The organism is Bradyrhizobium sp. Ce-3 (assembly GCF_022835695.1).
Taxonomy (GTDB): domain Bacteria; phylum Pseudomonadota; class Alphaproteobacteria; order Rhizobiales; family Xanthobacteraceae; genus Bradyrhizobium.
The window spans coordinates 1,030,263-1,056,238 of the sequence record NZ_BQUV01000001.1; the positions used below are offsets into that span (position 1 = coordinate 1,030,263).

Annotated in this window: 24 protein-coding genes; 15 read left to right on the top strand and 9 right to left on the bottom strand. The window is 65.2% G+C overall.

What is annotated here, in order from left to right; all coding sequences use genetic code 11:
• Positions 1 to 66: 66 nt before the first annotated feature.
• On the bottom strand, positions 67 to 861 hold the full coding sequence (locus BRSPCE3_RS04715) for an ImuA family protein (protein ID WP_244064520.1): 795 nt from the start codon (positions 859 to 861) through the stop codon (positions 67 to 69).
• A 255-nt stretch (positions 862 to 1,116) separates the two neighbouring features.
• Between BRSPCE3_RS04715 and BRSPCE3_RS04720 the strand changes: the two genes are divergently transcribed.
• Both BRSPCE3_RS04720 and BRSPCE3_RS04725 read left to right on the top strand, forming a co-directional pair.
• Positions 1,117 to 2,550: a UdgX family uracil-DNA binding protein gene (locus BRSPCE3_RS04720; protein WP_244064522.1), complete on the top strand. Its 1,434-nt coding sequence runs from the start codon at positions 1,117 to 1,119 to the stop codon at positions 2,548 to 2,550.
• Between the two features lie 541 nt (positions 2,551 to 3,091).
• A complete protein-coding gene (locus BRSPCE3_RS04725) occupies positions 3,092 to 4,714 on the top strand; it encodes an inorganic phosphate transporter (protein WP_244064523.1) in 1,623 nt (540 codons plus the stop codon).
• 97 nt (positions 4,715 to 4,811) lie between these two features.
• On the opposite strand, the gene BRSPCE3_RS04730 is transcribed toward BRSPCE3_RS04725, so the two are convergent.
• On the bottom strand, positions 4,812 to 5,720 hold the full coding sequence (locus BRSPCE3_RS04730; RefSeq protein WP_244064525.1) for a LysR family transcriptional regulator: 909 nt from the start codon (positions 5,718 to 5,720) through the stop codon (positions 4,812 to 4,814).
• Between the two features lie 135 nt (positions 5,721 to 5,855).
• Here BRSPCE3_RS04730 and BRSPCE3_RS04735 point away from each other — a divergent pair, with 135 nt between their 5' ends.
• A complete protein-coding gene (locus BRSPCE3_RS04735) occupies positions 5,856 to 7,037 on the top strand; it encodes a cytochrome P450 (protein WP_244064526.1) in 1,182 nt (393 codons plus the stop codon).
• A gap of 3 nt (positions 7,038 to 7,040) precedes the next feature.
• Here the strand turns inward: BRSPCE3_RS04735 and BRSPCE3_RS04740 are convergent, their stop codons facing one another.
• Positions 7,041 to 8,213, bottom strand: coding sequence for a M20 aminoacylase family protein (locus tag BRSPCE3_RS04740; RefSeq protein WP_244064528.1), 1,173 nt, complete (start codon positions 8,211 to 8,213; stop codon positions 7,041 to 7,043).
• Positions 8,214 to 8,529: 316 nt separating this feature from the next.
• Between BRSPCE3_RS04740 and BRSPCE3_RS04745 the strand changes: the two genes are divergently transcribed.
• Complete coding sequence (locus BRSPCE3_RS04745; RefSeq protein WP_244064529.1) at positions 8,530 to 8,955, top strand: hypothetical protein; 426 nt, start codon at positions 8,530 to 8,532, stop codon at positions 8,953 to 8,955.
• A 39-nt stretch (positions 8,956 to 8,994) separates the two neighbouring features.
• Here the strand turns inward: BRSPCE3_RS04745 and BRSPCE3_RS04750 are convergent, their stop codons facing one another.
• From BRSPCE3_RS04750 to BRSPCE3_RS04760, 3 genes are all read right to left on the bottom strand, one after another.
• Positions 8,995 to 9,699: a pyridoxamine 5'-phosphate oxidase family protein gene (locus tag BRSPCE3_RS04750; protein WP_244064530.1), complete on the bottom strand. Its 705-nt coding sequence runs from the start codon at positions 9,697 to 9,699 to the stop codon at positions 8,995 to 8,997.
• Positions 9,700 to 9,722: 23 nt separating this feature from the next.
• Positions 9,723 to 11,060, bottom strand: a complete 1,338-nt coding sequence (locus BRSPCE3_RS04755) for an amidohydrolase (protein WP_244064531.1) — start codon at positions 11,058 to 11,060, stop codon at positions 9,723 to 9,725.
• A 131-nt stretch (positions 11,061 to 11,191) separates the two neighbouring features.
• Positions 11,192 to 11,962, bottom strand: a complete 771-nt coding sequence (locus BRSPCE3_RS04760; protein WP_244064532.1) for an IclR family transcriptional regulator C-terminal domain-containing protein — start codon at positions 11,960 to 11,962, stop codon at positions 11,192 to 11,194.
• A 171-nt stretch (positions 11,963 to 12,133) separates the two neighbouring features.
• Here BRSPCE3_RS04760 and BRSPCE3_RS04765 point away from each other — a divergent pair, with 171 nt between their 5' ends.
• The 6 genes from BRSPCE3_RS04765 to BRSPCE3_RS04790 all read left to right on the top strand — a co-directional run bounded on the left by BRSPCE3_RS04765 (position 12,134) and on the right by BRSPCE3_RS04790 (position 17,478).
• Positions 12,134 to 12,625 carry a MaoC family dehydratase gene (locus BRSPCE3_RS04765; protein ID WP_244064533.1) on the top strand — a complete coding sequence of 164 codons (492 nt, stop codon included), beginning with the start codon at positions 12,134 to 12,136 and terminating at the stop codon, positions 12,623 to 12,625.
• A gap of 11 nt (positions 12,626 to 12,636) precedes the next feature.
• Positions 12,637 to 13,083, top strand: a complete 447-nt coding sequence (locus BRSPCE3_RS04770) for a MaoC family dehydratase (RefSeq protein WP_244064534.1) — start codon at positions 12,637 to 12,639, stop codon at positions 13,081 to 13,083.
• 118 nt (positions 13,084 to 13,201) lie between these two features.
• Positions 13,202 to 14,509, top strand: coding sequence for an MFS transporter (locus BRSPCE3_RS04775; RefSeq protein ID WP_244064535.1), 1,308 nt, complete (start codon positions 13,202 to 13,204; stop codon positions 14,507 to 14,509).
• A 99-nt stretch (positions 14,510 to 14,608) separates the two neighbouring features.
• Positions 14,609 to 16,228: a GMC family oxidoreductase gene (locus BRSPCE3_RS04780; protein WP_244064536.1), complete on the top strand. Its 1,620-nt coding sequence runs from the start codon at positions 14,609 to 14,611 to the stop codon at positions 16,226 to 16,228.
• 6 nt (positions 16,229 to 16,234) lie between these two features.
• Positions 16,235 to 17,137, top strand: coding sequence for an alpha/beta fold hydrolase (locus BRSPCE3_RS04785; protein ID WP_244064537.1), 903 nt, complete (start codon positions 16,235 to 16,237; stop codon positions 17,135 to 17,137).
• 74 nt (positions 17,138 to 17,211) lie between these two features.
• Positions 17,212 to 17,478: a hypothetical protein gene (locus tag BRSPCE3_RS04790; RefSeq protein ID WP_244064538.1), complete on the top strand. Its 267-nt coding sequence runs from the start codon at positions 17,212 to 17,214 to the stop codon at positions 17,476 to 17,478.
• A 96-nt stretch (positions 17,479 to 17,574) separates the two neighbouring features.
• Here the strand turns inward: BRSPCE3_RS04790 and BRSPCE3_RS04795 are convergent, their stop codons facing one another.
• On the bottom strand, positions 17,575 to 17,982 hold the full coding sequence (locus BRSPCE3_RS04795; RefSeq protein WP_244064539.1) for a GFA family protein: 408 nt from the start codon (positions 17,980 to 17,982) through the stop codon (positions 17,575 to 17,577).
• Between the two features lie 250 nt (positions 17,983 to 18,232).
• On the opposite strand from BRSPCE3_RS04795, the gene BRSPCE3_RS04800 reads away from it, so the two are divergent.
• From BRSPCE3_RS04800 to BRSPCE3_RS04815, 4 genes are all read left to right on the top strand, one after another.
• Positions 18,233 to 19,186 carry a metallophosphoesterase gene (locus BRSPCE3_RS04800; RefSeq protein WP_244064540.1) on the top strand — a complete coding sequence of 318 codons (954 nt, stop codon included), beginning with the start codon at positions 18,233 to 18,235 and terminating at the stop codon, positions 19,184 to 19,186.
• Between the two features lie 25 nt (positions 19,187 to 19,211).
• On the top strand, positions 19,212 to 19,535 hold the full coding sequence (locus BRSPCE3_RS04805; protein WP_024579453.1) for a cupredoxin family copper-binding protein: 324 nt from the start codon (positions 19,212 to 19,214) through the stop codon (positions 19,533 to 19,535).
• A 94-nt stretch (positions 19,536 to 19,629) separates the two neighbouring features.
• Positions 19,630 to 20,187, top strand: a complete 558-nt coding sequence (locus BRSPCE3_RS04810; RefSeq protein ID WP_244064541.1) for a sigma-70 family RNA polymerase sigma factor — start codon at positions 19,630 to 19,632, stop codon at positions 20,185 to 20,187.
• Positions 20,184 to 20,948: an anti-sigma factor gene (locus BRSPCE3_RS04815; protein WP_244064542.1), complete on the top strand. Its 765-nt coding sequence runs from the start codon at positions 20,184 to 20,186 to the stop codon at positions 20,946 to 20,948. The genes BRSPCE3_RS04810 and BRSPCE3_RS04815 overlap by 4 nt, the downstream gene beginning before the upstream one ends.
• A 102-nt stretch (positions 20,949 to 21,050) precedes the next feature.
• Here the strand turns inward: BRSPCE3_RS04815 and hpnO are convergent, their stop codons facing one another.
• The gene (gene hpnO / locus BRSPCE3_RS04820; RefSeq protein WP_244064543.1) at positions 21,051 to 22,442 is read right to left on the bottom strand and encodes an aminobacteriohopanetriol synthase HpnO; all 1,392 of its coding nucleotides are present in this window, start codon (positions 22,440 to 22,442) and stop codon (positions 21,051 to 21,053) included.
• Positions 22,443 to 22,544: 102 nt separating this feature from the next.
• Here hpnO and BRSPCE3_RS04825 point away from each other — a divergent pair, with 102 nt between their 5' ends.
• Positions 22,545 to 23,201 carry a DUF2147 domain-containing protein gene (locus BRSPCE3_RS04825; RefSeq protein WP_244064544.1) on the top strand — a complete coding sequence of 219 codons (657 nt, stop codon included), beginning with the start codon at positions 22,545 to 22,547 and terminating at the stop codon, positions 23,199 to 23,201.
• A gap of 111 nt (positions 23,202 to 23,312) precedes the next feature.
• Here the strand turns inward: BRSPCE3_RS04825 and BRSPCE3_RS04830 are convergent, their stop codons facing one another.
• Complete coding sequence (locus tag BRSPCE3_RS04830) at positions 23,313 to 25,928, bottom strand: MMPL family transporter (protein WP_244064545.1); 2,616 nt, start codon at positions 25,926 to 25,928, stop codon at positions 23,313 to 23,315.
• Between the last annotated feature and the right edge of the window lie 48 nt (positions 25,929 to 25,976).

Here is a 25,976-nt window from a genome sequence, read left to right on the forward strand (position 1 = left end):
GGGGGAGAGAGCCCAGCCAATGTACTCACCTCACCTGAAGGTTCACCCAGTTCGCTTGCGACCAGCTCAGCTTGCGAGGCGATGTCCTGCGCGAGCTTGCGCTTGATGCGGTCGATGGGCAGGCGTGGCAGCCACAGGCTGAGGATACGCCGACGGTTCACTGAATTGGCACTCATCACATTTCCATTCCATGATCCATCGCCCGACCGGGCCATGACGGTTGCGCACCAGTTCGGCCTCGACGCGCGGCGCGCCCCAGGCGCTTGCGGCATTGCCGGGCGGCGAATGCGCCGCGCGCACGATCCAGCGCGTCTCCGCGGTCGAGGGGATCGGAGTTGCCGCAATCCGCAGCACCAGCGCGGTGACGCCGGAGGCTTGCGCAGCCAATGTCAGTTTGCGGCTGGCGACGAGATCGAGCTGGCGCGCATCGCCCCAGACCTCGAGCACGACAGCGCCGAGCGCATCGCAGGCGAGCGCGTCGGCCGCGGTGCGCAGGCTGCTGTCGACATCGGCGGCGCGCACCGTGACCAGGAGGCGCGGATCGAGGCCGAGTTCGGCAAGCCCGCGCATCGACAGCGCACCGTTTTCACGATCGGAAAAATCCTGCCGCACCCAGACCAGCGGCTTGCGCGCCGATATCAGGCCGGCGAGTCCCGCGATGAAGCCGGTCGCCGCCCCGCTCTGATGGCCGGCCGCAAACACCTCGTGCAACGCTGCCGGCGCAAGCCCGCCGCGCAGCATCGCGTCCGCACTCGTGTGTCCGAGCGCGATGCGGTTCGGCATCGCCGCCTCCGATGGCGCCTCGATGCGCGCGATGCTGCCGCGCAGAGACGCAAGCGTACCCGTGCGTGCGCCGTTCATTGCGCCGCTCCTTCCATCTGAAAATTTGAGGCCGTCACTGCCTGAACAGAGAACCAGGGACTGGCTCAATTGTTCATGATATGTTCTAATATAAAGCTAACAGCCCCGGCGGAGTCAACCGGATTGGTGAGTCCAGTGATTCATGAGTGAAATCAATGGGATTCAGCCAACCGAAAGCAGACGTGGCCTGATCTCCCGCGATGTCAGGCGCACAAGGCCCCGAAAATGGCGGCGTGACGGAAACGGAGCAATCGCATGCGTATCATCGTGCTCGATAACGACACCGATTTCGAGGGCTGGCGCAAGGCCGCGCGACGATTGGCGATCAATGACGTGAAGCCTGCGGAGGTCATGTGGACCGTACGCAAGGACGACGAATTGTCGCTGGCATCCTGCGTGAATGAATTGCCTGACGTGCCGCAGGCGCAGTTCAACGTCCCAGCCATCTTCGTCGAACTCGCAAAGGCTGCGATCCTGCATCGAAACGACGAACGCTTCGCCCTGCTCTATCGCCTGCTGTGGCGGCTGCGCAGTCATCACGATCTGCTCAGCGCGACTGACGACCCTGACGTCGCCGAGGTCCACGCGATGGCGCGCGCGGTCTATGGCGACATCGACCGGATGCACGCGCATCTGCGCTTCCGCGAGATCGGCCGCGAGCGGACGGCGCATTACGTCGCCTGGTTCGAGCCGGAGCATCGCATCGTCGAGCTCGCCGCGCCTTTCTTCGCCGGCCGCTTCGCCGACATGCCGTGGTCGATCCTGACCCCCGACGTCTGCGCGCATTGGGACGGGCACGCGATCGCGATCACGCCGGGCATCGCCAAATCCGAGGTGCCGACCGAGGACCGGCTCGAGGAAGCCTGGCGGCGTCATGACAACGGCCTCTTCAGTCCCGCACGGCTGAAAGTGATGGAGATGCCGCAGGCCTATTGGAGGAACCTGCCCGAGGACTCGATCATTAAGCCGCTGATCGAAGACGCCATGCGCATGACCAGTGGCCCCTTCATCGCACGCAAGACGGCCGAACCGCAGCAGCGGCAGGATCAACCGATGGCCCGCAAGCAAACCCGAGATGCACAGGCGCGCGGCACCATCGCGGCCTTGCGCGACGAGGCCGCCGATTGCCGCGCCTGCCCGCTGTGGAAGGACGCAACCCAGACCGTATTCGGCGAAGGGCCGCAAAGTGCAACGCTGATGCTGGTCGGCGAGCAGCCCGGCGACAAGGAAGATCTCGCAGGCCATCCGTTCGTCGGACCGGCCGGACAGATGCTCGATCGCGCGCTCGAAGAGGCCGGCATCGATCGCGCCAAGGTCTACATCACCAATGCGGTGAAGCACTTCAAATTCGTGCCGCGCGGCAAGATCCGGTTGCACCAGAAGCCGAACACGCCGGAGATCCGCGCCTGCCGGCAGTGGTATGAGCGCGAGCTCGCCGCCATCAAGCCGGAGCTGGTGGTCGCGCTCGGCGCCAGCGCCGCACAGAGCGTGCTCGGCAAGATCACGCCGATCAACAAGAGCCGTGGCCGCTTGATTAACCACGAGGCCACCAAGGTGCTCGTCACCGTGCACCCATCCTATCTGTTGCGGCTGCCCGACGAAAAAGCCAAGGCGCTGGAATATCAGCGCTTTATCGACGACTTGAAAATTGCCGCAGGCCAGTTGCGCAATTCGGCCCACGCGGCTTGAGTTCCGCAAAAAACGGGGGAACCGCGGAACCACACCTCAACGTGAAATTGTTCACGACGCCCGACAAATATCTACAACCTTTAATTGATCCGTGGTACGGTGGCATGTTCCGCAGGTATCGGGCGTCATGTTCACGCCATGACGTACCCTGAGGCGGGCGCGCTGCGCGGTTTGCTAGCCCCAATCGTGCGGCGCGCCACCTCATCTCCGAACTTCCCCATCTTCCAACTTCCCCCTCACGCGCAGCGCCTGCCGGATTTCCCTCGCCCGTCCGTGTCGCCGGTCGCTTGGCCAATGTGGCCTCGTCACACAAAATCTCGCCCAGCGAAACACAGGCGGCGGGTTTGGGTCGCGCGATCGACGATCCGATCGTGCCGATGATTGCCACGAGACCGCGAAGGCCCGTGCACCCTCAATACGTTGCACAAAAATTCGGCGCGATGTCCACCGGCATGGATGGCCGCCTCATTTCACGGGCCGGATTTCAATTGCCTGTCATATGCATCGATCAAAATCGGCAGCATTGGGACAGGAGTTTACCATGAGCGATATGGCGTTACCCGGCTCGATCGAGCCCGCCCTGAAAAAGGGTCCGGACCTCGACAAGGGCTTTCATCCTCTGACCGGCGTTATCTATTTGGGCGTGGTCGCGGCCGCGCTGCTGTTTGTTGCCTACAGCATCTATGCCGACGTCGACGCCACCGGCACGCGGGTCACGTCGTTCCTGCCGTACATCATGCTGTTCGTTGCGCTGCTGATCGCGCTCGGCTTCGAATTCGTCAACGGCTTCCACGACACCGCCAACGCGGTCGCGACCGTGATCTACACCCGCTCGCTTCCGGCGCATGTCGCCGTGGTCTGGTCGGGCATGTTCAACCTGTTCGGCGTGCTGCTCTCGAGCGGCGCCGTCGCGTTCGGCATCGTGTCGCTGCTCCCGGTCGAACTGATCCTGCAGGTCGGCTCGAGCGCCGGCTTTGCGATGGTGTTCGCGCTCTTGATCGCCGCGATCATCTGGAACCTCGGCACCTGGTGGCTCGGCCTGCCCGCGTCGAGCTCGCACACCCTGATCGGTTCGATCATGGGCGTCGGCATCACCAACGCGCTGCTGCGCGGCCGCGACGGCACCTCCGGCGTGGACTGGACGCAAGCCGCCGGCATTGCCAAGGCGCTGCTGCTGTCGCCGCTGTTCGGCTTCGTGCTCGCCGCCGGCCTGCTCTACATCCTCAAGATCGTGCTGCAACGCGCGACGCCGGCGCTGTTCGGCGAACCGGTCGGCAACCAGCCGCCGCCGTGGTGGATCCGGGGCATCCTGATCCTGACCTGCACGCTGGTCAGCTTCTTCCACGGCTCGAACGACGGCCAAAAGGGCATGGGCCTGATCATGCTGATCCTGATCGGCACCGTGCCGACCGCCTATGCGCTGAACCGCGCGATGCCCGCGAGCCAGATCGAGCAGTTCACCCTGCATTCGACCGCGGCCAGCAAGGTCATCGAAGGCAAGGCCGCCGGCTACAACGTGATCGGCAACCCGCGCCCGGCCGTGACCAACTATGTCGCGCAGCACCAGATCAACGAAGGCACCTTCCCGTCGCTCGCGGTGCTGGTGCGCGACATCGGACAGCAGGTTGCCCAGTACGGCTCGCTGGCCAAGTTCCCGGCCGACACCGTCGGCAACACCCGTAACGACATGTACCTGGCCTCCGAGGCGATCCGCTTCCTGATGAAGGACAAGGAAGCCGAGCTGACTGCCGCCGACGTCGCCACGCTGAACGAGTACAAGGGCTCGCTCGATGCCGCGACCAAGTTCATCCCGAGCTGGGTGAAGTTCGCCGTCGCCATCGCGCTCGGCCTCGGTACCATGGTCGGCTGGAAGCGCATCGTCGTCACCGTCGGCGAGAAGATCGGCAAGACGCACCTGACCTACGCGCAGGGCGCCTGCGCCGAGATCACGGCGGCCGCGACGATCGCGGCGGCCGATGGCTACGGCCTGCCGGTCTCGACCACGCACGTGCTGTCGTCGGGCATTGCCGGCACCATGGCCGCGAACGGCTCCGGCCTGCAATGGTCGACGATCCGCAACATCGCGATGGCCTGGGTGCTGACCCTGCCGGCCGCGATGATCATCTCGGGCGTTCTGTACTACGTGTTCTACCACGCGTTCTGATGCCGGATGCTTTCGGCGCGGCAACGCGCCGGACGAAAGGCCCGCACCTCCGGTGCGGGCCTTTTTGCTTTTTGACCGTCATGGCGAAGCTGCGCGTTCAGGCGGCGTACACCTTGGCCCCCTCTGCCAGCAGGCCGCGCGCCCATTTGTGCAGGCCGGATTTGGCGGTCCGGGCGCTCCAGTACATGTCGATCGAGATCGGCACCCGGAACGGCAGCGCAGCGACATGCAGGCCGCCGCGCATCGCGCGTGCCAGATGATGCGGGATGGTCGCAACCAGCCTCGTGCCGGCAATGATGCGCTCCAGGCTGTCGTGGTTGGGCAGGCTGACCGAAGGCTCGAGCTCGATCTTCCTTGCCTTCAGCGCTGCGAGATAAAGCGGCTGCCACTCGCCGCTATGGGTGATGAAGACGTGCTCGGCCTTCGCATAGGCCGACAGCGCGATCCGGCCGCGCGCCAACGGATTGGCCGGATCCATCACGCAGACATAGTGATCGGTGAGGATGTGGCGGCGAAAGAAGCTCTCCCCGACGATCCCGACCGGACCGAGCACGATGTCGCATTGGTTCTGCTTGAGATGGACGTCGCCATGGCCCGCCGCATCGAGCAGGACGAGGCGAACCCCTGGCGCGCCGGCACGCAGCCGCGCGCTGAACTGCGGGATCAGGGTCTGGCGTTCGTGATAGTTGCAGGAGATCGTGACGCTGCCCTGCGCGGTCGCCGGATCGAATGCGACCGGCGAGGCGAGTCCGTCGATCTCGCCGATCATGTCCCGTGCCCAGCCGACCAACGCCGCACAGCGCTCGGTGGCGGTCACGCCATTGCCGTTGCGGACGAACAGCGGATCATGCAGCGCGCCGCGCAGCCGTTCGATCGCATAGCTGATGGTGGACTGGTTGACGTCGAGCCGCTTGGCGGCCGCCGAGAACGACTGCAGGTCGTAGACCAGCACCAGCGTCCGCAAGGTCCCGATGTCGATCGGATCGATCGAGGAATTGACCGCCACGCTGCACCTCCCGCCATGCTGGCGGCCAAGCCTATCACGAGTCATTGGATATTTCGATGGACTGGATCGATCCCATCGAATTGAGCGATTGCGTCCCCGGCGCTAGCCTTCGCAAACAGCCCTCCGGGAGGACCCATGGCCAGCACCGTGCCAGTCGTGACCGACATCGCGTATCAGGATCTGCTCGACGACCCCTATCCGATCTTCCGCCGCCTGCGCGAGACCGCGCCCGCGGTGTTCGTCGAGACCGCTGGCCTGACGCTGGTGACGCGTTTCGACGACATCACACGGATCGAGCGCGATCCCGTGACCTACTCGGCCGACAATCCGGCCTCGCTGGTCAACAAAGTGATGGGACCGACCTTCATGCGCAAGGACGGCGCCGAACACGCGATCGGCCGCAAAGCGATCGAGCCCTCGTTTCGCCCGGCCACGATCAAGGAGTACTGGGCGCCGAAATTCACCGCGATCGCGGAAACGCTGATCGACGAACTGTCGGCCGCCGGCGAGGCCGATCTGTTCGCCACTCTTGCCGCGCCGATGGCCTCGCTCGGCCTGATGGCGATGATCGGCTTTCGCGACATGCCGTGGCAGACCCTGGCCGAGTGGTCGCAGGCGCTGATCGACGGTGCGGGCAATTACGCCGCCGACGCCGAGGTCGAGCGCAAGGCGATGCAGGCGAGCGCCGATGTCGATGCCGCGATCGACAACGTGCTCGCGGATCACCGCCGTCATCCAAACCCGTCGATCCTGTCCTCGATGGTCCACGCCGACCCGCCGATGCCGGTCGAAGCCATCCGCGCCAACATCAAGGTGATCATCGGCGGCGGCCTGAACGAACCGCGCGACGCGATCCTGACGCTGGTGCTCGGCCTGCTGGAAAACCCGGCGCAAAGGGACAGCGTGCTGGCCAAGCCCGAGCTATGGCCGGCCGCGCTCGAGGAAGCGGTGCGCTGGATTTCGCCGATCGGCATGTATCCGCGCCGCGTCACCCGCGACGTCGATCTCTCCGGCACGACGCTGACCGCGGGCCTTCAGATCGGCCTCTGCGTCGGCGCCGCGAACCGCGACGGCCATCGCTTCGCCGACCCCGATCGCTTCGACGTGATGCGGCCGAAGCAATCACACCTGGCGTTCGGCGCTGGACCGCATTTCTGCGCCGGCACCTGGGTGTCGCGGCTCACCGTCGGCAAGATCGTGGTGCCGATGCTGTTCGAGCGCCTGCGCAATCTGCGCCTCCGCAAGGAGGCGCCGCCCGTCGTCCGCGGCTGGGTGTTCCGCGGCCCGGTGTCACTGCCGGTGCGATGGGATGCGTGAACCTCACGCCGCCAGCGCGTTCTCCACGATCTTCACGAAATACGAGGTGCCGTAGACGATCGCCTCGTCGTTGAAATTGTAGGCGGGGTGATGCAGGCCGGCGCTGTCGCCATTGCCGCAGAAGATGAAGGCGCCGGGCCGCGCTTCCAGCATGTAGGAGAAATCCTCGGCGCCCATCAGCGGCGGCATCTCGTGCACATGCGCATCGCCGGCGACCTCGCGCGCGATGCGCCCGGCGAATTCGGTCTGCGCCTCATGGTTGACGGTGACCGGGTAGCCGCGCTCGTAAGTGAGATCGATCTTGGCGCCGGTCATCTTGGCAACGCCATCCACCACCTCGCGCACGCGCTTCTCGATGAGATCGCGCACCTCCCGGGTCAGCGTGCGCACGGTGCCGCGCAGCTCCGCGGTCTGGGGGATCACGTTGCGGGCGTTGCCGGCGTGGAATTCGCACATCGAGATCACCGCGGAGTCGAGCGGGTCGACGGTGCGCGCGACGATCTGCTGTAAGGCGGTGACGATCTGGGCGCCGACCAGTACGGAATCGATGCATTTGTGCGGCCGCGCGGCGTGCCCGCCGAGCCCCTCGATCTTGATATCGATCGCATCGGTCGCGGCCATGATCGGGCCGGTGCGGATCGCGAACGAGCCGATCGGAATCCCCGGACCATTGTGCATGCCATAGACCTGCTCGATGCCGAAGCGGTCCATCAGGCCGTCTTTGATCATGGCGGCGGCACCAGCGCCGCCCTCCTCGGCCGGCTGGAAGATCACCACCGCGTCGCCGGCGAAATTGCGCGTCTCGGCGAGATAGCGCGCGGCGCCGAGCAGCATCGCGGTGTGGCCGTCATGGCCGCAGGCGTGCATCTTGCCCGGCGTTTTCGAGGCGTAGGGCAGATTGGTCTGTTCGTGGATCGGTAGCGCATCCATGTCGGCGCGCAGGCCGATCACTTTGACGTCGCCCTTGGCGGGGCCCTTCTTGCCCTTGATGACCCCGACCACGCCGGTCTTGCCCAGGCCCGTCGCGACCTCGTCGCAGCCGAACTCCCTGAGACGGTCGGCCACGAATGATGCAGTGCGGTGCACATCGTAAAGCAGCTCGGGGTTCTCGTGGATGTTGCGGCGCCAGGCCTGGATATCGGATTGCAGATCGGCGACGCGGTTGACGATGGGCATGAGAATTCTGGCCTCGGAGGTTGGACGTAACGTCCTGTCTAGCATGCAAGAGCCGGTCCACCCAAACAGATGTGGCATGCCGCAGGCTGGGACCTGCTTTTCACAAATCGGGAGGACCGGATGTTCCTCGGACGCCGCATCCGGGCGATGATGCGCGAGGTCGCGAGCGCGCCAGCCTGATACGACAAGCCTGATACGACATGCCCGATACGGTCGCATCCGACCAAAGCCTAATGGTGCGGGAAATAGGCCGCACGGATACTACCCCAGGTTTTCCGCGCCGAACCCCTCTCGCCTGCCAACAAGGAGCGGCTGCATGACGCCGGATCAGGCGGTTCTGTTTTCCACCATCATCCTGCTGGTGCCGATGGGATACTTCCTGCTGGCGGCACCGGCGTTCCTGCTCGTGAAGCTCGACGTCCCGCCCGTGACCCGGCTGATGCGCGGCATGTTCAATGCCTACTTCCTGGTGCTGGCGGTCGCCGGTGTGATCGGGACGCTCGCCTTCGCCACCGCGGGCCGCTTCGCCGTCGCGCTCGGCATTGCGCTGATCGCGGGATTTGCGGTGCTGGCGCGCCGATGGTTTCTGCAGCGGCTCGATGCCGAGGCGGATGCACGCGACTCAGGTGATCCGACCGCGATACGGCGGCTGCGCCGGCTGCATTGGGGCGGCATGCTGTGCAACGCGGTCCAGGTGTTCGTGTTGGTCGGCAGCATTCCCTATATGGCGCCGCTGCCCTGATTGGGTTCTGCCCGCCGTCCGATATCCGCCGGCGCGCACCTATTTCCGATGCGGATCGTATTTCGAAAGCACGTCCTTGAGGTAGTCCCGGCTCTTCCATTCCGGTGCAGGCGGCTCGTATCCGGGCCGCGGAACGAACGGATTCGCCGGCGCATCCGCTGATGCGCTCATCAGGTCCGGAATGTAGCGCGGGCAATTTGGAAAGATTTCGCATTTCACGCGCACGACAACCTTGGCGCCGTGATGCAAGGCAAGCGCACCAGCGCTGTCGTCGATCGTCGCCTTGCCTCGGATGCGCGCGCGAAACGTCTTGCCGTCGAGGCGCACGAACAGCAAGCCGACGTTCGGGTTGCGGTGAATATTACCGAGCGTGCGGTACATGTTGTTGCCGTCATACTCGGGATATTCGATCGTGTCGGGCGCGGTGATCTTGACGAAGCCGGGATCGCCACAACGCATCGAGCAATCGACGTTGTCCTGGTAGCTCGTCGCAATGAAAAAGAACCGCGTTTCCTCGATGAGCTTGCGCTCCTGTTCCCAGAATTCGAAATGGAGGCGATGCTTCTCGAGGCCGTCGGCGACGCGACGGCCGTCGAAGCGGTCTTGCAACTCACGCATTCCGTCGTGGTAGAAGGGGGCGCGGATCGGGTCTGCCACGGAATCCTCCGGCAAGTTGAGCAATCTCTCTGGCTGCGAATCCTGGCACGGCCGGAATGTCCGGCGCAATGGCGGCGAAGACGTCACGCGCGCCCGGCCGCCGCAGCCGGTTATTTTCCCCGCGCGTGCTGGTCGAACGCGCTCAGCACCGCAAGCGTCATGGCCTCGACCCCGGTCTTGATGGTCGGCTCCGGCACCGGCGCGAACAAGGGCGAGTGGTTGCTCGGCAATTGCGGGCCGGTGCCGTCGCGGGCCGCGGCGACGCGTTCCGGCTCGTAGATACCGATATTGAAAAACATCGAGGGCACCCCGGCGTTAATGAATTCCGAATAATCCTCGCTGGGCGTGCCCGGCGGTGACGGCGCAAACTTGTCGCCGAACGCCGCCTTCAGCACCTTCTCCGCCATGCCGACCACGCCGGGATCGTTGATCACCGCCTTGGTCCCCTCGGTGAGCGATATCTCGGGCTCCGGCGCGTTCGACATGGCGGCGACCGCCTTTGCCGTCCGCTCGATACCTGCGAGCATCCTGGCGCGCACCTCGGGCTTGAAGCTGCGAATGGTACCGAGCAGCACCACATCGTCCGGAATGATGTTTGCCGCGGTGCCGCCGTGAATCGAGCCGATGCTGACCACGCCGAATTCGGTCGGATCCTTTTCGCGGCTGATCACGCTCTGAACATCGACGACGAAGCGCGCGGCCATCATCACGGGGTCGATGGTCGCCTGGGGCACCGCGCCGTGGCCGCCGCGGCCGCGGAATTTGATGTAGAGGCCATCTGCGGCGGACGAGCCGATCCCGACGCGATAGCGCACCGTTCCATAGGCGAACGGGCCATCGTGCAAGGCGAAGCCGAAATCCGGCTTAGGAAATCGAGTGAACAGACCATCCGCCAGCATGGCCTTGGCACCCGCCACGATCTCTTCCGCCGGCTGGGCGATGAACATCAGCGTGCCGTGCCACTGGTCTTTCAGCCCGACCAGCGTCTTCGCCGTGCCCAACCAGCTCGCCATGTGAACGTCGTGGCCGCAACTATGGGCCACGAAGGTCTCCCGGCCCTGCCAGGTCGTCTTGTCGCGGCTGGCATAGGGAAGGCCGGTCTTCTCCTCCATCGGCAGCGCATCGAGCTCGGTGCGCACCATGATGGTGGGGCCCTCGCCATTGCGGTAGATCGCAACCAGCCCGGTCTTGCCGACGCGCTCCGTCACGTCGAAGCCCAGCGCGCGCATTTCGGCAGCGAGCTTGGCCGCGGTTTTCTCCTCCTGGAACGCGATCTCGGGGTGAGCGTGAATATCCTTGTAGAGCGCGTCGAGTTTCGGATAGTCGGCCTCGACCGATTTCTCGATCGCGCCCTTCAGCGCGGCGGCATCAAGTTCGGCATTGGCGCACAGCGGCAGCGACGCGCACAGCGCGGCGGACGCAAGCAGCGTCAGAAGAACCCTGGTCATGGCAATTGCTCCAGCTGAAATCCAGATGTTGCATCCCGGGTAGCCATTCACATCGCCAAGCCGGGCTCGGCTGCGCGATTTAAGCAGGCACGGTGACGGGAAACAATGACTGATCCGAAGCACGTGCGGTGCTAGCCCGAGGACAGCATCTGGCTGCGGATCTCCTGCGCGGTGCGGCGCAGCGGCAGCAGATACTTCTTGCGCGCGCCGGCCTCGCTGACCGTGCCGGAAATCGTGTTGACGCTGAGCGCCGCGACGACGGTGCCGGCGGGATCGCGCAACGGCACCGCGATGCCGCAGATCGCCGGGTCAAGCTCGCCATCGACCCAGGCATAGCCGTCGCCCTCGACCCGCACCAGCAGTTCGCCGAGCCGCTCCGGATCGGTCACCGTGCGTGGCGTGACCTGCCTGAAGCCGCCGGCCGCGAGATAGGCCTCGCGGGTGCCGGGCGGCAGCGCCGCGAGCATGACGCGGCCGAGCGACACCAGATGCGCGGGCAGCCGGCTGCCGACGCCGAGATTGGCCGAGAGGATGCGCCGCGCCGGCAGCCGCAGCGCGTAGACGATCTCATCCTCGTCGAGCACCGCCATCGCGCAGGACTCGCCGACCTCGTTGCGCAGGTTCTCCAGCGCGCGCTGCGCATGCGCCCAGTATGGCAGCGCGTTGAGATAGGACAGGCCGAGCCCGAGCGCGCGCGGCCGCAGGCTGAAATAGCGTCCGTCGGAGGCGCAATATTTCAGCACCACCAGCGTCGCGAGGATGCGGCGCGCGGTGGCGCGGTTGAGGCCGGCGGTGTCGGCGGCCTCCGCCAGCGTGTGCCGGCCGGGCGGCTTGCCGAGCGCCTCGATGATCGAGAAACCGCGCGCGATCGCGCGCACGAAGCCGTCACTCTCCTTGCTCATGACGTCGCTCTGCCCGGGGTGTTGGCTCTCTTCATGAACATCGCAGCCCGCATGGCTGTCTGCACATGACGCGTCGCTGCGCGCTTGTCAGGGGCCCCCGACCGCGCTAGCGTCAATTCATACAGCGAATGAAGTGTTCGCCTGGCGAACTGAATAGCAGGAGGATCCTCGATGGCGCAAGCAGAAAGTTCTGCGGCCACCCCGTTCGAAACCGATTTCTGGAAGGACTCGAAGCTGCGCAAGATGTGGGACGACATCGTGCCCGGCGAGCCGCGCAAGACGCTGCCCTACACACTGACGCAGGAGGCGATCGCGCTGTACTGCCGCGCGGTCGGCGAGACCAATCCGCTCTATCTCGACGAAGCCGCCGCGAAGGCCGGGCCCCATGGCGGACTGGTCGCGCCGCCCGCGATCCACATCCTGCTGATGTTCGCCTGCACGCCAGCCGACGACTGGATGCGCTCGCCGGGCACCGTCAATGCCGGGCAGTCCTGGAGCTACAACATCCCTGCCCGCCCCGGCGACACCATCACCCTGCAGGCCCGCGCGCTCGACAAGTTCATCAAGCGCGAGCGGCTGTTCGTGGTGCACGACAACGTCTTCTTCAACCAGCATGGCGACGTGATCTGCTCGGGTCGCGGCCAGACCATCCGTCCGATGTAAGGAGGATCATGATGACATCTGCGAATTTCGATGCTCTCAAGGCCGGCGACACCATCGACGGTCCCGCGTTTGCGGTCTCGCGCGAATCGATCCGCCTGTTCTGCGATGCGTCGCTCGACTACAACCCGCTGCATCTCGACGACAACTACATGAAGGGCGATTTCGGCAAGACCAATTTCGGCGGCATCATCATGCATGGCATGAACAATTTCGGCCTGATCTCGCGCATGCTGACCGACTGGGCAACGCCCGCGGGCGCGATTCATCGCAGGCTCGAGACGCGGTGGCTGAAGCCGGTGAAGCCCGGTGACACCATCCGTCCCGCCGGCACCATCAAAGCCAAGCAGACAACGGCGAAATCGCGCTGGGTGCTGGTCGACGTCGCCGTGCAGAACCAGCGCGGCGAGACCGTCGCGGCCGGTGAAGCGATGCTGGAGTTTCCGGCGAGCGCGAACTAGTCGGACGTATTCCTCCGGACACCACCAAACGACGGCCCGGCACGCGCTGCCGGGCCGAAGATCGCGCGCGCCAAACCACGCGCCGCCCAACAATCAAAAGAATCATTCGGAGGTTTCGATGCAGGATGCGGCCCATTCGCGGCTCTATGGACGGATCGCCTGGCGGCTGATCCCGTTCCTGCTGGCGTGCTACACGGTGGCGATCATCGATCGCTTCAACATCGGCTTCGCCAAGCTGCAATTCCTTCACGATCTTGATATCGATGACGCGGTGTTCGGCCTCGCCGCCGGCATCTTCTCGATCGGCTATGTCGCGCTCGAAGTGCCGAGCAATCTGCTGCTGGTCAAGGTCGGCGTCCGCAAGACGCTGCTGCGGATCATGGTGCTGTGGGGCGCCGTGACCGTGCTGCTCGCGCTGGTGCAGAACCAGTATCACCTCTATCTGCTGCGCTTCCTGCTCGGCGCTGCCGAAGGCGGCTTCTTCCCCGGCATCCTGTATTACCTGACGCTGTGGTTTCCGGACCGCGTCCGTGGCCGCATGACCAGCCTGTTCGTGATGGCGGTGCCGCTCGGCGGCGTCATCGCGGGACCGCTGTCGGGCCTGATCATGGATCACATGCAGGGCGTCCACGGCCTGCATGGCTGGCAGTGGCTATTCATCCTCGAGGGCGTTCCCGCCGTCCTGCTCGGCATCGCCGCGTATCTTTATCTTGCCGACGGACCACAGGCCGCGAGCTGGCTCAGCGCCGACGAACGACGGCAGGTTGCAAGCGATCTCGCCCGCGATCGCGCCGCAGTCCCGGGCACGACGCGCAGCTTCGCGGCGGCGCTGCGCGAGCCGCGCGTCTATCTCTTGTCCTTCATCTATTTCGCGTTCTTCTGCTCGCTCAACACGATCCTGCTGTGGACGCCGACGCTGCTCAAGCGCGTCGGCGTGGCGACAACCACCGAAATCGGCTGGCTGAGCGGCGCGATCTCGGTCGCGTCGGCGATCGGCATGGTCGCGATCGGCTATAGTTCCGATCGCATCCGGGAACGGCGCTGGCACGTGGTCGCTTGCGGCCTCGTCGCGGCGGCGTGCTTCATCGCCTTGCAGGCCGCGCAGGGCAGCATCCTCCTGACCGTGACCCTGCTCGCCATCGCCTCGATCGGCATCTTCGCGATTCTCTCGCTGTTCTGGACCATCCCGAACGCGATGTTGGAGGGCAGCGCCGCGGCCGGCGGCATCGCACTGATCAGCGCGATCGGCTCGTTCGGCGGCGCGGTGTGCCCTGCCCTGATCGGATGGATGAATGTCGCGACCGGGAGCATCTACGCACCGCTCGCCCTGGTCGGCGCGTTGCTCGCGATAGGTATGCTGACCCTGATTCTCTGTGTGCCGAGGTCCGGACCCGAGGTCACACTCGCCGAACCCAGCCGTCCTTGATCATCCAGCGCATGCCCGGCGCCATTGGCCGGGCTTGTCTCGATAGGCTGCGTCTGACTAATAGGAGCCCAACAAGAGACGCTTGCCGGGAACGAGGACATGCCGCGAAGGCTCGAAGGTGATTTCGACTACATTATCGTCGGCGCAGGCACGGCGGGCTGCATCATGGCCAACCGCCTGTCGGCCGATCCGAAGAAGCGCGTGCTGCTGCTGGAAGCCGGCGGCAAGGACAACTGGATCTGGTTTCACATCCCGGTCGGCTATCTGTTCGCGATCGGCAATCCGCGCTCGGACTGGATGTTCAAGACCGAGGCCGAGCCCGGCCTCAACGGCCGCGCGCTCGCCTATCCGCGCGGCAAGGTGATCGGCGGCTCGTCGGCGATCAACGCCATGATCTCGATGCGCGGCCAGGCCGCGGATTACGATCACTGGCGCCAGCTCGGCCTCACCGGCTGGAGCTACAGCGACGTGCTGCCGGCGTTCAAGCGGCTGGAGGATCATTTCCTCGGTGAAAGCGAGCATCACGGTGTCGGCGGCGGCTGGCGCATCGAGGCGCCGCGGCTGTCGTGGCAGATCCTCGATGCGGTCGGCGACGCCGCCGAGGAGATGGGCATCAAGCGGATTCCCGATTTCAACACCGGCGACAATGAAGGCACCAGCTACTTCCACGTCAACCAGAAGCGCGGCCGGCGCTGGTCGTCGGCGCGCGGCTTCCTCAAGCCGGTGCTGAACCGCGGCAATCTCCGGCTCGAGACCGACGTGCTGGTCGACCGCCTGATCATCGAGAGCGGCCGCGCCGCCGGCGTCGAGTTCCGTCAGGGCAATGAGACCGTGGAAGCGCGCGCCAAGGGCGAGGTGATCCTCTGCGCCGGCTCGATCGGCACCACGCAGGTGCTGCAGCGCTCCGGCATCGGCCCGGCCGAATGGCTGTCGCCGCTCGGCGTCGACATCGTGGCTGACGTGCAGGGTATCGGCCACAATCTGCAGGACCATCTGCAGCAGCGTGCGATCTACAAGGTGTCCGGCGTGCGCACGCTGAACGAGACCTATTACAACCTGGTGCGCCGCGGCCTGATGGGCCTCGACTACGCATTTCGCCGCCGCGGCCCGCTGACCATGGCGCCGTCACAGCTCGGAATCTTCACGCGCTCGGACGCGACGCGCTCCCGCGCCAACATCCAGTTCCACGTGCAGCCGCTGTCGCTCGACAAGTTCGGCGATCCCTTGCATCGCTTCCCCGCGATCACGGTCAGCGCCTGCAACCTGCAGCCGACCTCGCGCGGCACGGTGCGCATCCGCTCGACCGCGCCCGACGACAAGCCGTCGATCGCGCCGAATTACCTCTCGACCGAGGACGACCGCCAGGTCGCCGCCGACGCGATCCGCACCACGCGCAGACTGATGAAGCAGAAGGCGCTGGAGAAGTATCACCCCGAGGAATTCCTGCCCGGCCCATCGGTCGGCGACGACGATGCGTCGCTCGCCAAGGCGGCGGGGGACATCGGCACCACCATCTTCCACCCCGTCGGCACCGCGAAGATGGGCATGGCGAGCGATCCGATGGCCGTGGTCGACGAGCGGCTGCGGTTCTACGGCCTGCACGGCCTGCGCATCGCCGATGCCTCCGTGATGCCGACCATAACGTCGGGCAACACCAACACGCCGACCGCGATGATCGCCGAGAAGGCCGCCGAGATGATCCTCAGGGATGCGCGATAGCAACCGATGATGCAGCCGCAGCGGATTCTCATTGGCGATGCCGGCGCGCAGATCGCGGCAGCGCGCTGGGGCGAGCCCGGTTCCGGCAAACCGCCGGCGCTGCTGCTGCACGGCACCGGCTTTGTCGCCGAAGTGTGGACCGAAGTCGCGCAGGCGCTCGCCTCCGACTACACCGTCTATGCACTCGACCGCCGCGGCCACGGGCTGAGCCACAAGCCGGCGGCCGACCGCTATCACTTCCAGGATTTCGCCGAAGATGCCCGCATGGTGGTCGAGCGCCTCGACCTCCGGAACATCTACGGCATCGGTCACAGCGCCGGCGCGACCGACCTGATGCTCGCCACGAGGCTGATGCCGGACCGCGTCGCGCGGCTGTTCGTGACGGAGCCGACCGCGATGGATCCGCGCGCGCCGCGGGACGCCGGCCTGAGCGAGATGTCGAGAGCGTCCGTGCAGGGAGCACTCCGCCGCCGGGCCGAGTTCGACAGCGCGGAAATCCTGTTCCAGCGCCTGCGCAACGCGCCGGCATTTGCGCCGTGGACCGCGCCGTCGCTGTCGGCCTATGTCCGTCACGGCTTCGCGGAGCTGGACGACGGCCGCGTGCGGCTGCGCTGCACGCCCGAGATCGAATCCGCGCTGCTGCTGCCGATCGTCGAGGCCATGGAGCAGGTCTACACCGGCGACGGCCGCGGCAATCCCTTTTCGTGGTTCACCGAGATCGCCTGCCCGGTCTGCATCGCCACCGCCGAGCATTCGGGGCCGGTTTACAAACTGATGGCCGACCGCGCCGCGGCCCTGATCCCGCATGCGAGCCGCTGGACGTTCGACGGCGTCGGCCATTGCGTCGCACAGGAAGCGCCGGAGCTGATGGTGGCCGCGCTCAGGACGTTCGTCGCGCAAACCGGCTAGCGTCAGCCAAAAGAAAGCGCCGTCCCCTTGCGGGGACGGCGGAAGCCACTCACGCAGTACTGGAACGGTTATTAGTGCTTGCCGTGGTGCTCGGCGTGATGCCGGCTCGCCTCGGTGTGGTGATGCTGGGCATGGCTGGCGTGACCATGGGCGCTGTGGGCGTGATGCGCCGCCTTGTGGTGGTCGCCGGCTTCGTGGTGCTTGGCGGCTTCGCGGTGATGGCGCGCCGCGTGCTCGTGATGCTCAGCTGCCTTGTGATGATGCTCAACGCCTGCGTGGTCGCTCATGGTGATCTCCCGGTGTGGCGAATGAAGTCCACCATTCTTACGCAGCAGCGCTGACATTATGCTGACGGCTGCAAGACAGCTGTGTTGCGGCCGTTCATCTATGTTGCGGAGCGTTTCCATGTTGCGGCGCCGAACGCAGCGCCGCGTTCGTCACTCGGTCGGCGGAAAGCGGTCGAAGGTCGGCAAGTCGCGCGCATCTTCCATCCAGCGCAGCCGCTCGGCGACCTGGATGTGCATGGTGGCCGGCACCGCTTCGGGATCGTCATAGGTGCCGCTCTGAATGTCGATGAACCCGGGCAACATGTTGCCATTGGTGTAGAAAAGCCCGGTGCCGCAGTTTGCGCAGAAGTGCCGTCGGCCATGCTCCGAGGAGCGGTAGATGCAGGGCTGCCCCTTGGTCACATTGACCATGCCTTCGGCGACCATCACCCAGCCGACCATCGGCGCACCGGCGTGGCGCCGGCAATCGGTGCAGTGACAGAGCGCATGGACGACCGGTTCCCCGGTCACCTCGTAGCGGACCTCACCGCAGTGACAGCCGCCGGTCACGTTACCCATGATTTCCTCCAATTGATCAGTGGTTTGCCGGGTCGATAGCCTCACAGGGCTCGAACCTTCAATGACGCATCTTGCCGTTGCGTCCACCTGTCGCGCGGCGCCTTGCGCCAACCGCCGGTGCGGCCGGCCTCGGATTCCTCACGAAATCGTCATCCCTGCCTTCAACCCCTCCGAAGCCGCGGGAATAAAGCCCCGCCCCTCCCGATCACCTACCCGGAAACCCAATCCTTGGGCCCATGGGAGACTTGTCATGAGCGGACACGATCACAATCACCACGATGAGGAAAAAGGCGTCAGCCGACGCAAGGTGCTGGAATGCATGACCTGGGCCGGCACCGGCGTGCTCTGGACCGTTACCGGCGGCGTGCCGCATTCGCTCGGCATCGTCGGCTCGGCCGCCGCGGCCGAGGCCACCACCGGCATGACCTTCATGCAGATCAGCGACAGCCATGTCGGCTTCGACAAGCCGGCCAACCCGAATGCCATCGGCACGCTGGAGGAGGCGATCAACAAGGTCCGGGCGATGCAGGTCAAGCCGTCCTTCATGATCCACACCGGCGACATCACGCATCTGTCGAAGGCGTCGGAGTTCGATGACGCCGATCGCATCATCTCGCAGGCCAAGCTCGACGTGCACTACGTGCCGGGCGAGCACGACTTCATCGACGAGGAGGTCAAGCTCTACAAGGAGCGCTATGGCAAGGGCACCAAGGGTCCGGGCTATTACTCCTTCGATGCCGGCGGCCTGCACTTCGTCGGCCTCGTCAACGTCGTCGACCTCAAGGGCGGCGGCCTCGGCAATCTCGGCAACGAGCAGCTCGAATGGCTCGAGAACGACCTCAAGGGCCGCTCCAAGTCGACGCCGATCGTGCTGTTCGCCCACATCCCGCTGTGGACCGTCTATCCGCAATGGGGCTGGGGCACCGAGGACGGCGCCCGCGCGCTGGAATACGTCAAGGGCTTCGGCTCGGTCACCGTGCTCAACGGCCATATCCACCAGGTGATGCAGAAGGTCGAGGGCAACGTCACCTTCCACACCGCGCGCTCGACGGCCTTCCCGCAGCCGGCGCCGGGTGCCGCGCCCTCGCCCGGCCCGATGAAGGTCGAGGATGCCAAGCTGCGCAGCATGCTCGGCGTCGCCAGCATCAACTTCAAGCAGAACAGCCAGCCGCTGGCGATCATCGACACGCCGCTGCAAGGCTGAGGCACAAGGCCAAGGGAAGACACCGATGAGTTCGATCAATCGACGCGACTTCGGTATAGCCGTGGTCGCGACCATGCTACTGCCGGTCACGGCGGCCCGCGCCGAAGACGTCGCGGTCCACATCGACAATTTCTCGTTCGCGCCGAACCCGCTCGACGTGAAGGTCGGCACCACCGTGACCTGGACCAACCGCGACGACATCCCGCACACCGTGGTGTGTGCGGGCAAATTCCGCTCCAAGACCATGGATACCGACGGCACCTTCTCGTTCACCTTCACGGAGCCCGGCGAATACAAGTATTTCTGCTCGCTGCATCCGCACATGACAGGCAGTATCAAGGTTGGGTAACGTGACCAGCCATACAATCACAGCCATGCCCGGCCGGTGGCCCGCAGCCCCCGGCCGGGCGCAAACCGTCTCTCGACATGCCGGACAGGACACGATGGTTGTCAACGCGTCGCAGGACGATCCCGAAAAGGCGCGGCGCTTCCGCGAAGCCGCGCTGCCGTACCTCGACGACGCCTATACGCTGGCGCGCTATCTGCTCCGCGACGCCGCCGACGCCGAGGATGCGGTGCAGGAATGCTATCTGCGCGCCTACAAGCATTTCGACAGCTACCGGGGCCCGGCGATGAAGCCGTGGCTGTTCGCGATCCTGCGCAATGTCTGCCGCGCCGAATATGCCCGGCGCAAGACCGCCCCCACCGCGGTCGAGGAACTGCCCGAGGGCGGCGATCAGACCCCGATGTGGAATGAGGCGCCGGAGACCCCGGAAAAGCAACTGCTGCGCCGCTTCGACGGCGACACCGTACGCAAGCTGGTCGCGGCGCTCGCCGAGCCGTTCCGCGAGACCTTCGTGCTGAGGGAAATCCAGAATCTATCATACCGCGAGATCGCCGATGTCGCCGCCGTGCCTGTCGGCACCGTGATGTCCCGCCTCGCCCGCGCCCGCGCCATGCTGCGATCGGCCTGGCTTGCGGAACAGGAGCACGTGAAATGACCTGCGAGGAAGCCGAAGTGCTGATCCACGCGCTGATCGACGGCGAACTCGATGCCGGCCATGCGCGCGAAGTGGAAGCCCATGTCGAGGGGTGCGCGCATTGCGCCGCTCTCATGAAGGAATATCAGGAGATCCGCCAGGCGATCGCCGAGAGCGACGTGCGCTACAAGGCGCCGCTCGAGCTGCGGCGCAAGATCGAGAAGGCATTGCCGCAGCCGCAGGCTGTGCCGAGCCGGCGCTCGGTGCTGCGCGGCTTCGCGATGGGCTCGGCGGTGTCGGCGATGGCGGCGACCGGCCTGGTTGCGATCGTGCTGCGCAACGATGACGAGCAGCGGATCGAGAACGAGGTGGTGTCGGCGCATCTGCGCTCGCTGCAGGCCGGCCACCTCATCGACGTGGTCTCGACCGATCAGCATACGGTCAAGCCCTGGTTCAACGGCAAGCTCGACGTCTCGCCGCCGGTGATCGATCTCACCGCGCAGGGCTTCACCTTGATCGGCGGCCGGCTCGACTACGTCAACGCCCGCGAGATCGGTGCCGTGGTCTACAAGCGGCGCCAGCACGTGATCAATCTGTTCGTGGCGCAGACCGCGAGCACCGAACGCAAGACCGCGAAGATCTCGACCTTGCAGGGCTTCAACATCCGGCGCTGGAGCGACCGCGGCCTGAACTACTGGGCGGTCAGCGATCTCGGCGCCGACGAGCTGACCGAGTTCGGCGACAAGTTCGAGAGCGCGATGCGCGCCAACAAGGAGGGGTGAAGGCTTGTAGCCCGGATGAAGCGAAGCGAAATCCGGGAACAGTCTCGCAAGGATCGAGAATCCCGGATTTCGCTTCGCTGCATCCGGGCTACGGATTCGAGTTTACGCCGACTTGCGCACCGCGTTGTCGACCAGCGTCTTGCCGAGCGACCAGATCGCGCCGGGCACCTTGTGGCTGCCGGCGATCACGTCGTCGAACGACTTCTCGATCCAGCTGCAATCCTCTTCGGTGATCGTGAGCGGCGGCAGCAGCTTGATGGTGTGGAGGCCGTGGCCGGCGACCTGGGTCAGGATCTTGTGATCCTTGAACAGCGGCACCGTGATGAGCTGGCAGAACAGGCCCTTGTTGGCGGTCTCCAGCAGGTTCCACGACGCCTTCAGCCGCAGCGATTTCGGCGGCCCGAACTCGACGCCGATCATCAGGCCCTTGCCGCGGACTTCCTTCATCAGCTCGTAGCCCGGCACCATGCGGGTCAGCGCAAGGCGCAGTTCGGCGCCGCGCTTGGCGGCATTCTCGACGAGCTTCTCGGCCTTGATGACGTCGAGCGTGGCGATGCCCGCGGCCATCGCCAGATCGTTCTTGGCAAAGGTCGAGCCGTGCACGACCGCGCGGTCCATCTGGTTGAAGATCTTGTCGAAGATGTGCTTGCGCGTCAGCAGCGCGCCGATCGGCACGTGACCGCCGGAGAGCGCCTTCGCCAGCAGCACCATGTCGGGCTCGACGCCCCAGTGCTCGATCGCGAGGAACTTGCCGGTACGGCCGATGCCGGTCTGAATCTCGTCGGCGATGAACAGCGTGCCGTATTTGCGGCACAGTGCCAGCGCGCCGGGCAGGAACTCGTCGGTGGGCATGTTGACGCCCTTGCCCTGGATCGGCTCGACGATGAATGCGCCGACCTGGCGCGACGACAGCGCCTTCTCCAGCGCTTCGAGATCATTGTAGGGTATCGGGGTGCAGCCCGGCAGCAGCGGCTCGAAGCCGCCGCGGAAATTCGAATCATCCGTCAACGACAGCGCGCCGTAGGACAGGCCGTGGAACGAATGCCCGCAATAGACGATTCCCGGGCGGCCGGTGGCGCCGCGCGCGAACTTGATCGCAGCCTCGACGGTTTCGGCACCGGAATTGGCGAAAAACACCTTGTCCAGATATGGAACATGCTCCAGAAGCCGTTCCGCGAGCACGCCGGCGAGCGTCGAGACATCGAGCTGCACCAGATTGGGCAGATCGGCGTCGAGCACGCTCTTCAGCGCCTCGCGCAGGGCCGGATGATTGCGGCCGATCGCAAAAACGCCAAATCCGCTCAATAGATCAAGGTAACGAGCCCCCTGACGATCGAAGAGGTATTGGCCTTGCCCCTTCTGGAAGCCGACGTCGTAACCGATGGTTTTGAGGACGCGAACGAGCTGCTCGTTGAGGTGACGCGTGTGCATGGCACCGCGCTGCCCCTCGCGCTCCACAAAAATCTCGGAAACGTCTAAATTGGAACTTACCATTCGTTACATACGTCGGTTGATGGCCATCTCGTCAACTTAAAACGCTCGCTAGCGGCGTTTTGACCCCCGCTCGGATCGTCTAGTTAAGCACAGGTTTGGACCATGTTGCACTGCCCAAGAACTTTCGCGCGTACAATAGCCTTTTCAGGTTTATTTTTGGCCACCGTATTATCACCGGCTCTCGCAGCGGACCCGACCGGCGACTGGAAGGTCGCAGACGGTGTCGCCACCATCCGCGTCGCCCAGTGTAATGGCAACATGTGGGGTGCGGTGTCCTGGGAAAAAACCCCCGGCGGCAAGGATAAGAACAATCCTGATCCTGCGAAGCAGAGCAGGCCTACACTCGGCATGCCGATTCTGATCGACATGAAGAAGAAGGCCGGCGTCGACGCGTGGGAAGGTCAAGTCTACAACGCGAAGGACGGCCAGCTCTACAGCTCGACCATCAAGCCGGTCGGCACCGACCAACTCGAGATCCAGGGCTGCGTGCTCGGCTTCCTGTGCGGCGGCGAGACCTGGACCCGCGTCGGTCCGCCGATTCCGATGAGCGTCGCCGGCAATCCGCCTGCGGCGGGCAGCGCGGCAGCGAAGGGCGCCGTTCCCAAATCGGCAGCGCCGCAGAAGACCACCGGCGCCGTGGCGCCCGCCACCAAGCCGGCTCAAAAGCAGGCGGCAAACCCGCCGGGCAACGCCAATGCTTCGGCAGACACCGTGGGTGATATCTGCCTGCTGCCAGAGATCGCGCGACCGACGCATTGACGGAAGGCAGCTGCGAACAGGGTGGCTGCCTCGTGGCGCTGACGTCCGCCTGAATTTACCGCTTGGCGGCATCTTGCCGCCAAGCCGGATCGAACGCGGATCGCCAGCGCGTCACGTGACGTCGTTGGCGATGTCCTCCTCCTTGAGGGCCTCGCGCGGCTTGCCCATCAGCGCCGGCTGGAACAACAACACGGCCGCGAGCGTCGTGACGAGCGACAGCGCCAGCAGCTTGCCCATGCTCGCGGTGCCGGGATGGCTGGATAGCCACAGGCTGCCGAACGCCGTCGCCGTGGTCAGCGCGCTGAAAAAGATCGCCCGCGTCAGGCTCGACTGTAGCAGGTTCGTCCTGCCCTGCCGCCATGCCGTGACATAGTAGATCTTGAACGCCACGCCGACACCGAGCAGCAGCGGCAGCGCGACGATGTTGGCGAAGTTGAGCGGCAACCCGATCAGCACGCAGATCTCCAGCGTGACGATGCCGGCGACCAAAAGCGGCACCAGCGTCATCAGCACGTCGACGACGCGACGCAGCGCCAGCCAGAGCAGCAGGCTGATCGTGACCAGCGCCAGAATGCCGGCGTGGATGAAGGCGTTCACGATCACATCGCCCGACTTCAGGATCGAGACCGGTCCGCCGATCGCGGTCGGCTCGGCGACGAGCACGGCGTCGGCAAAGCGGCGCAGATTGTCGTTGTCGTTGGGATCGCCCTTCGGCTCGACCTCGACACGCATCAGACCGTCCTTGGTCTTCCAGCTGTCGACCAGTTCCGGCGGCAGGTTCTGCAGCGTGACGGTCTGCGCCTGCAGCGTGTTGCGGAGCTGATCGAACACGATCTTCATCGGCGCGACGAAGACGTCCTGCGCCTTGTCGCGGGTCGCCTGGGTCGAATCGGCCAGCTTCTGCAGGGCGTCGGCGAGCCGCCGTGCGGCAACTGCACCCGGGCCCTTGCCGTCGCCCGCGGTCCTGCGCAGGCTGTCGACCGAGCTCTTCAGCGACTCGACATTCTCCTGATCCGACGGCGCCGGGTCGACCGAGTCGGGGTTGAGCGCGGGTCCCAGCGTCTTGGCTGCCTGCGCGATCAGCTTCAGCTTGGCCGGCTGGTCATCGGGCACGAAGCTGTCGAGCGACATCACGCGCGACACTTCCGGCAGCTTCTCGAGCTTGGCCTCGATCTTCTTGGCGTCGGCCTCCGAGCGCGTCATCACGTTGATGGCGTTGGCGCCGGTGTTCGGATCCTTCCTGAGGTCGAGGAAGGTCGCGATCGATTCCGCCTGCTTGTTGCGCAGGTTGATCGGGTTGAAGTCGAACTTCATGTAGTGCAGCAGCGGCAGGCCCGCGACCGTGACCAGCAGCGTGCCGACGATGATTGGAACGCGATGCTTCTCGAGGAAATGGTCGAGCGGCGCCAGGAAGGCGTAGCCGACCGGCTCCTTCTCGCCCGGAGGGTTGAGCAGGTCGAGCAGCGCCGGCAGCACCGTGATGCTGGTGAGGAAGGCCACCAGCATGCCGGCGCCGGCGATCTTGCCGAGCTCGGAGATGCCCTTGTAGTCGGTCGGCAGGAAGCACAGGAAGCCGGCGGCGGTCGCCATCGCCGCGAGCGACAGCGGCACCGCGGAGCGGCGCGCGGCGTTCTCCAGCGCCAGCGTCAGATTGTCGTTCTTGTAACGCTCGGAGCGGTAGCGGACGCTGAACTGGATGCCGAAGTCGACCCCGAGACCGACGAACAGCACCGCGAACGCGATCGAAAGCAGGTTCAGCGACCCGACCATCATCAGGCCGACCGCGGTGGTGATGGCAAGGCCGATGAACAGGTTCACGAACACCGCGAAGATGATCTTGCCGGAATGCAGCGCCATCCAGAGGATGATCAGCACGATCACCACGGTGCCGATACCATTGGTGATCGCGCCATCCTGCACGGTGGCGTATTCCTCGTTGGCGATCGGCACCGGTCCGGTCAGGCGAACGCGCGCGTGATATTCAGTCGGGAATTTCAGATCGGCCGCCGCCTGCCGGATCGCGTCGGTCGCGCCCTTGCCCGGCTCCAGCGCCGAATAGTCGATGATCGGCTTGATCTCGATGAAGGCGCGCTTGTCCGAATCGGTCAGCGGCGTGTCGCTGGTGAGCTCGCGCCAGGAGAAGGTCGCGTTGCCCTTGGCCAAGATCGCCTCGACGGTCTCGGAGATCTGGTTGAAGGGCCGCACCGTATTGTCGAGCTTGACCTGTCCGCGCTTGACGCCGGCAAGGCCGGTCTCGAGCGCGCCGGTCAGCCCGCGAATCGAGGGATCGCCGGCCATGATCTCGATCAGCGGCGCGGCCGATTCGAGCTGGCCGGTGACCTTGCCGACCTCTTCGGTCGGCAGGAACAAGAGACCGTTCTTCTCGAAGAATTCGCCGGAGCCGAGCGCGGTGATCGCCTCGAAGTTCTTCTTGTCGGCCTGCAGCCTCGCGGTCAGCGCCTTCGCCGCCGAGCTGGTCAGCTCGGGCGTCGCCGCCTCGACCACAGCCAGGATCAGCCGCTCGCGATCGAACGCTTCCTCGAACTGGTTGTCACGCTTGCGCCAGTCCAGATCGGGCGAGATCAGCTTGTTGATGTCGGTGTTGATCGAAAAATTGCGGGCCGTATAGAAGCCGGCCCCGATCGACAGCAGCACAGAGATAACGACAACCGGAAGGGCAAAACGCGTACAGGTCCTAACAACGGAGACGACAATATTTGTCAGCACTTCGTTTCTTTCTAATCTCGGGGAAGCATGGCCGAAAACGCCCGCTCT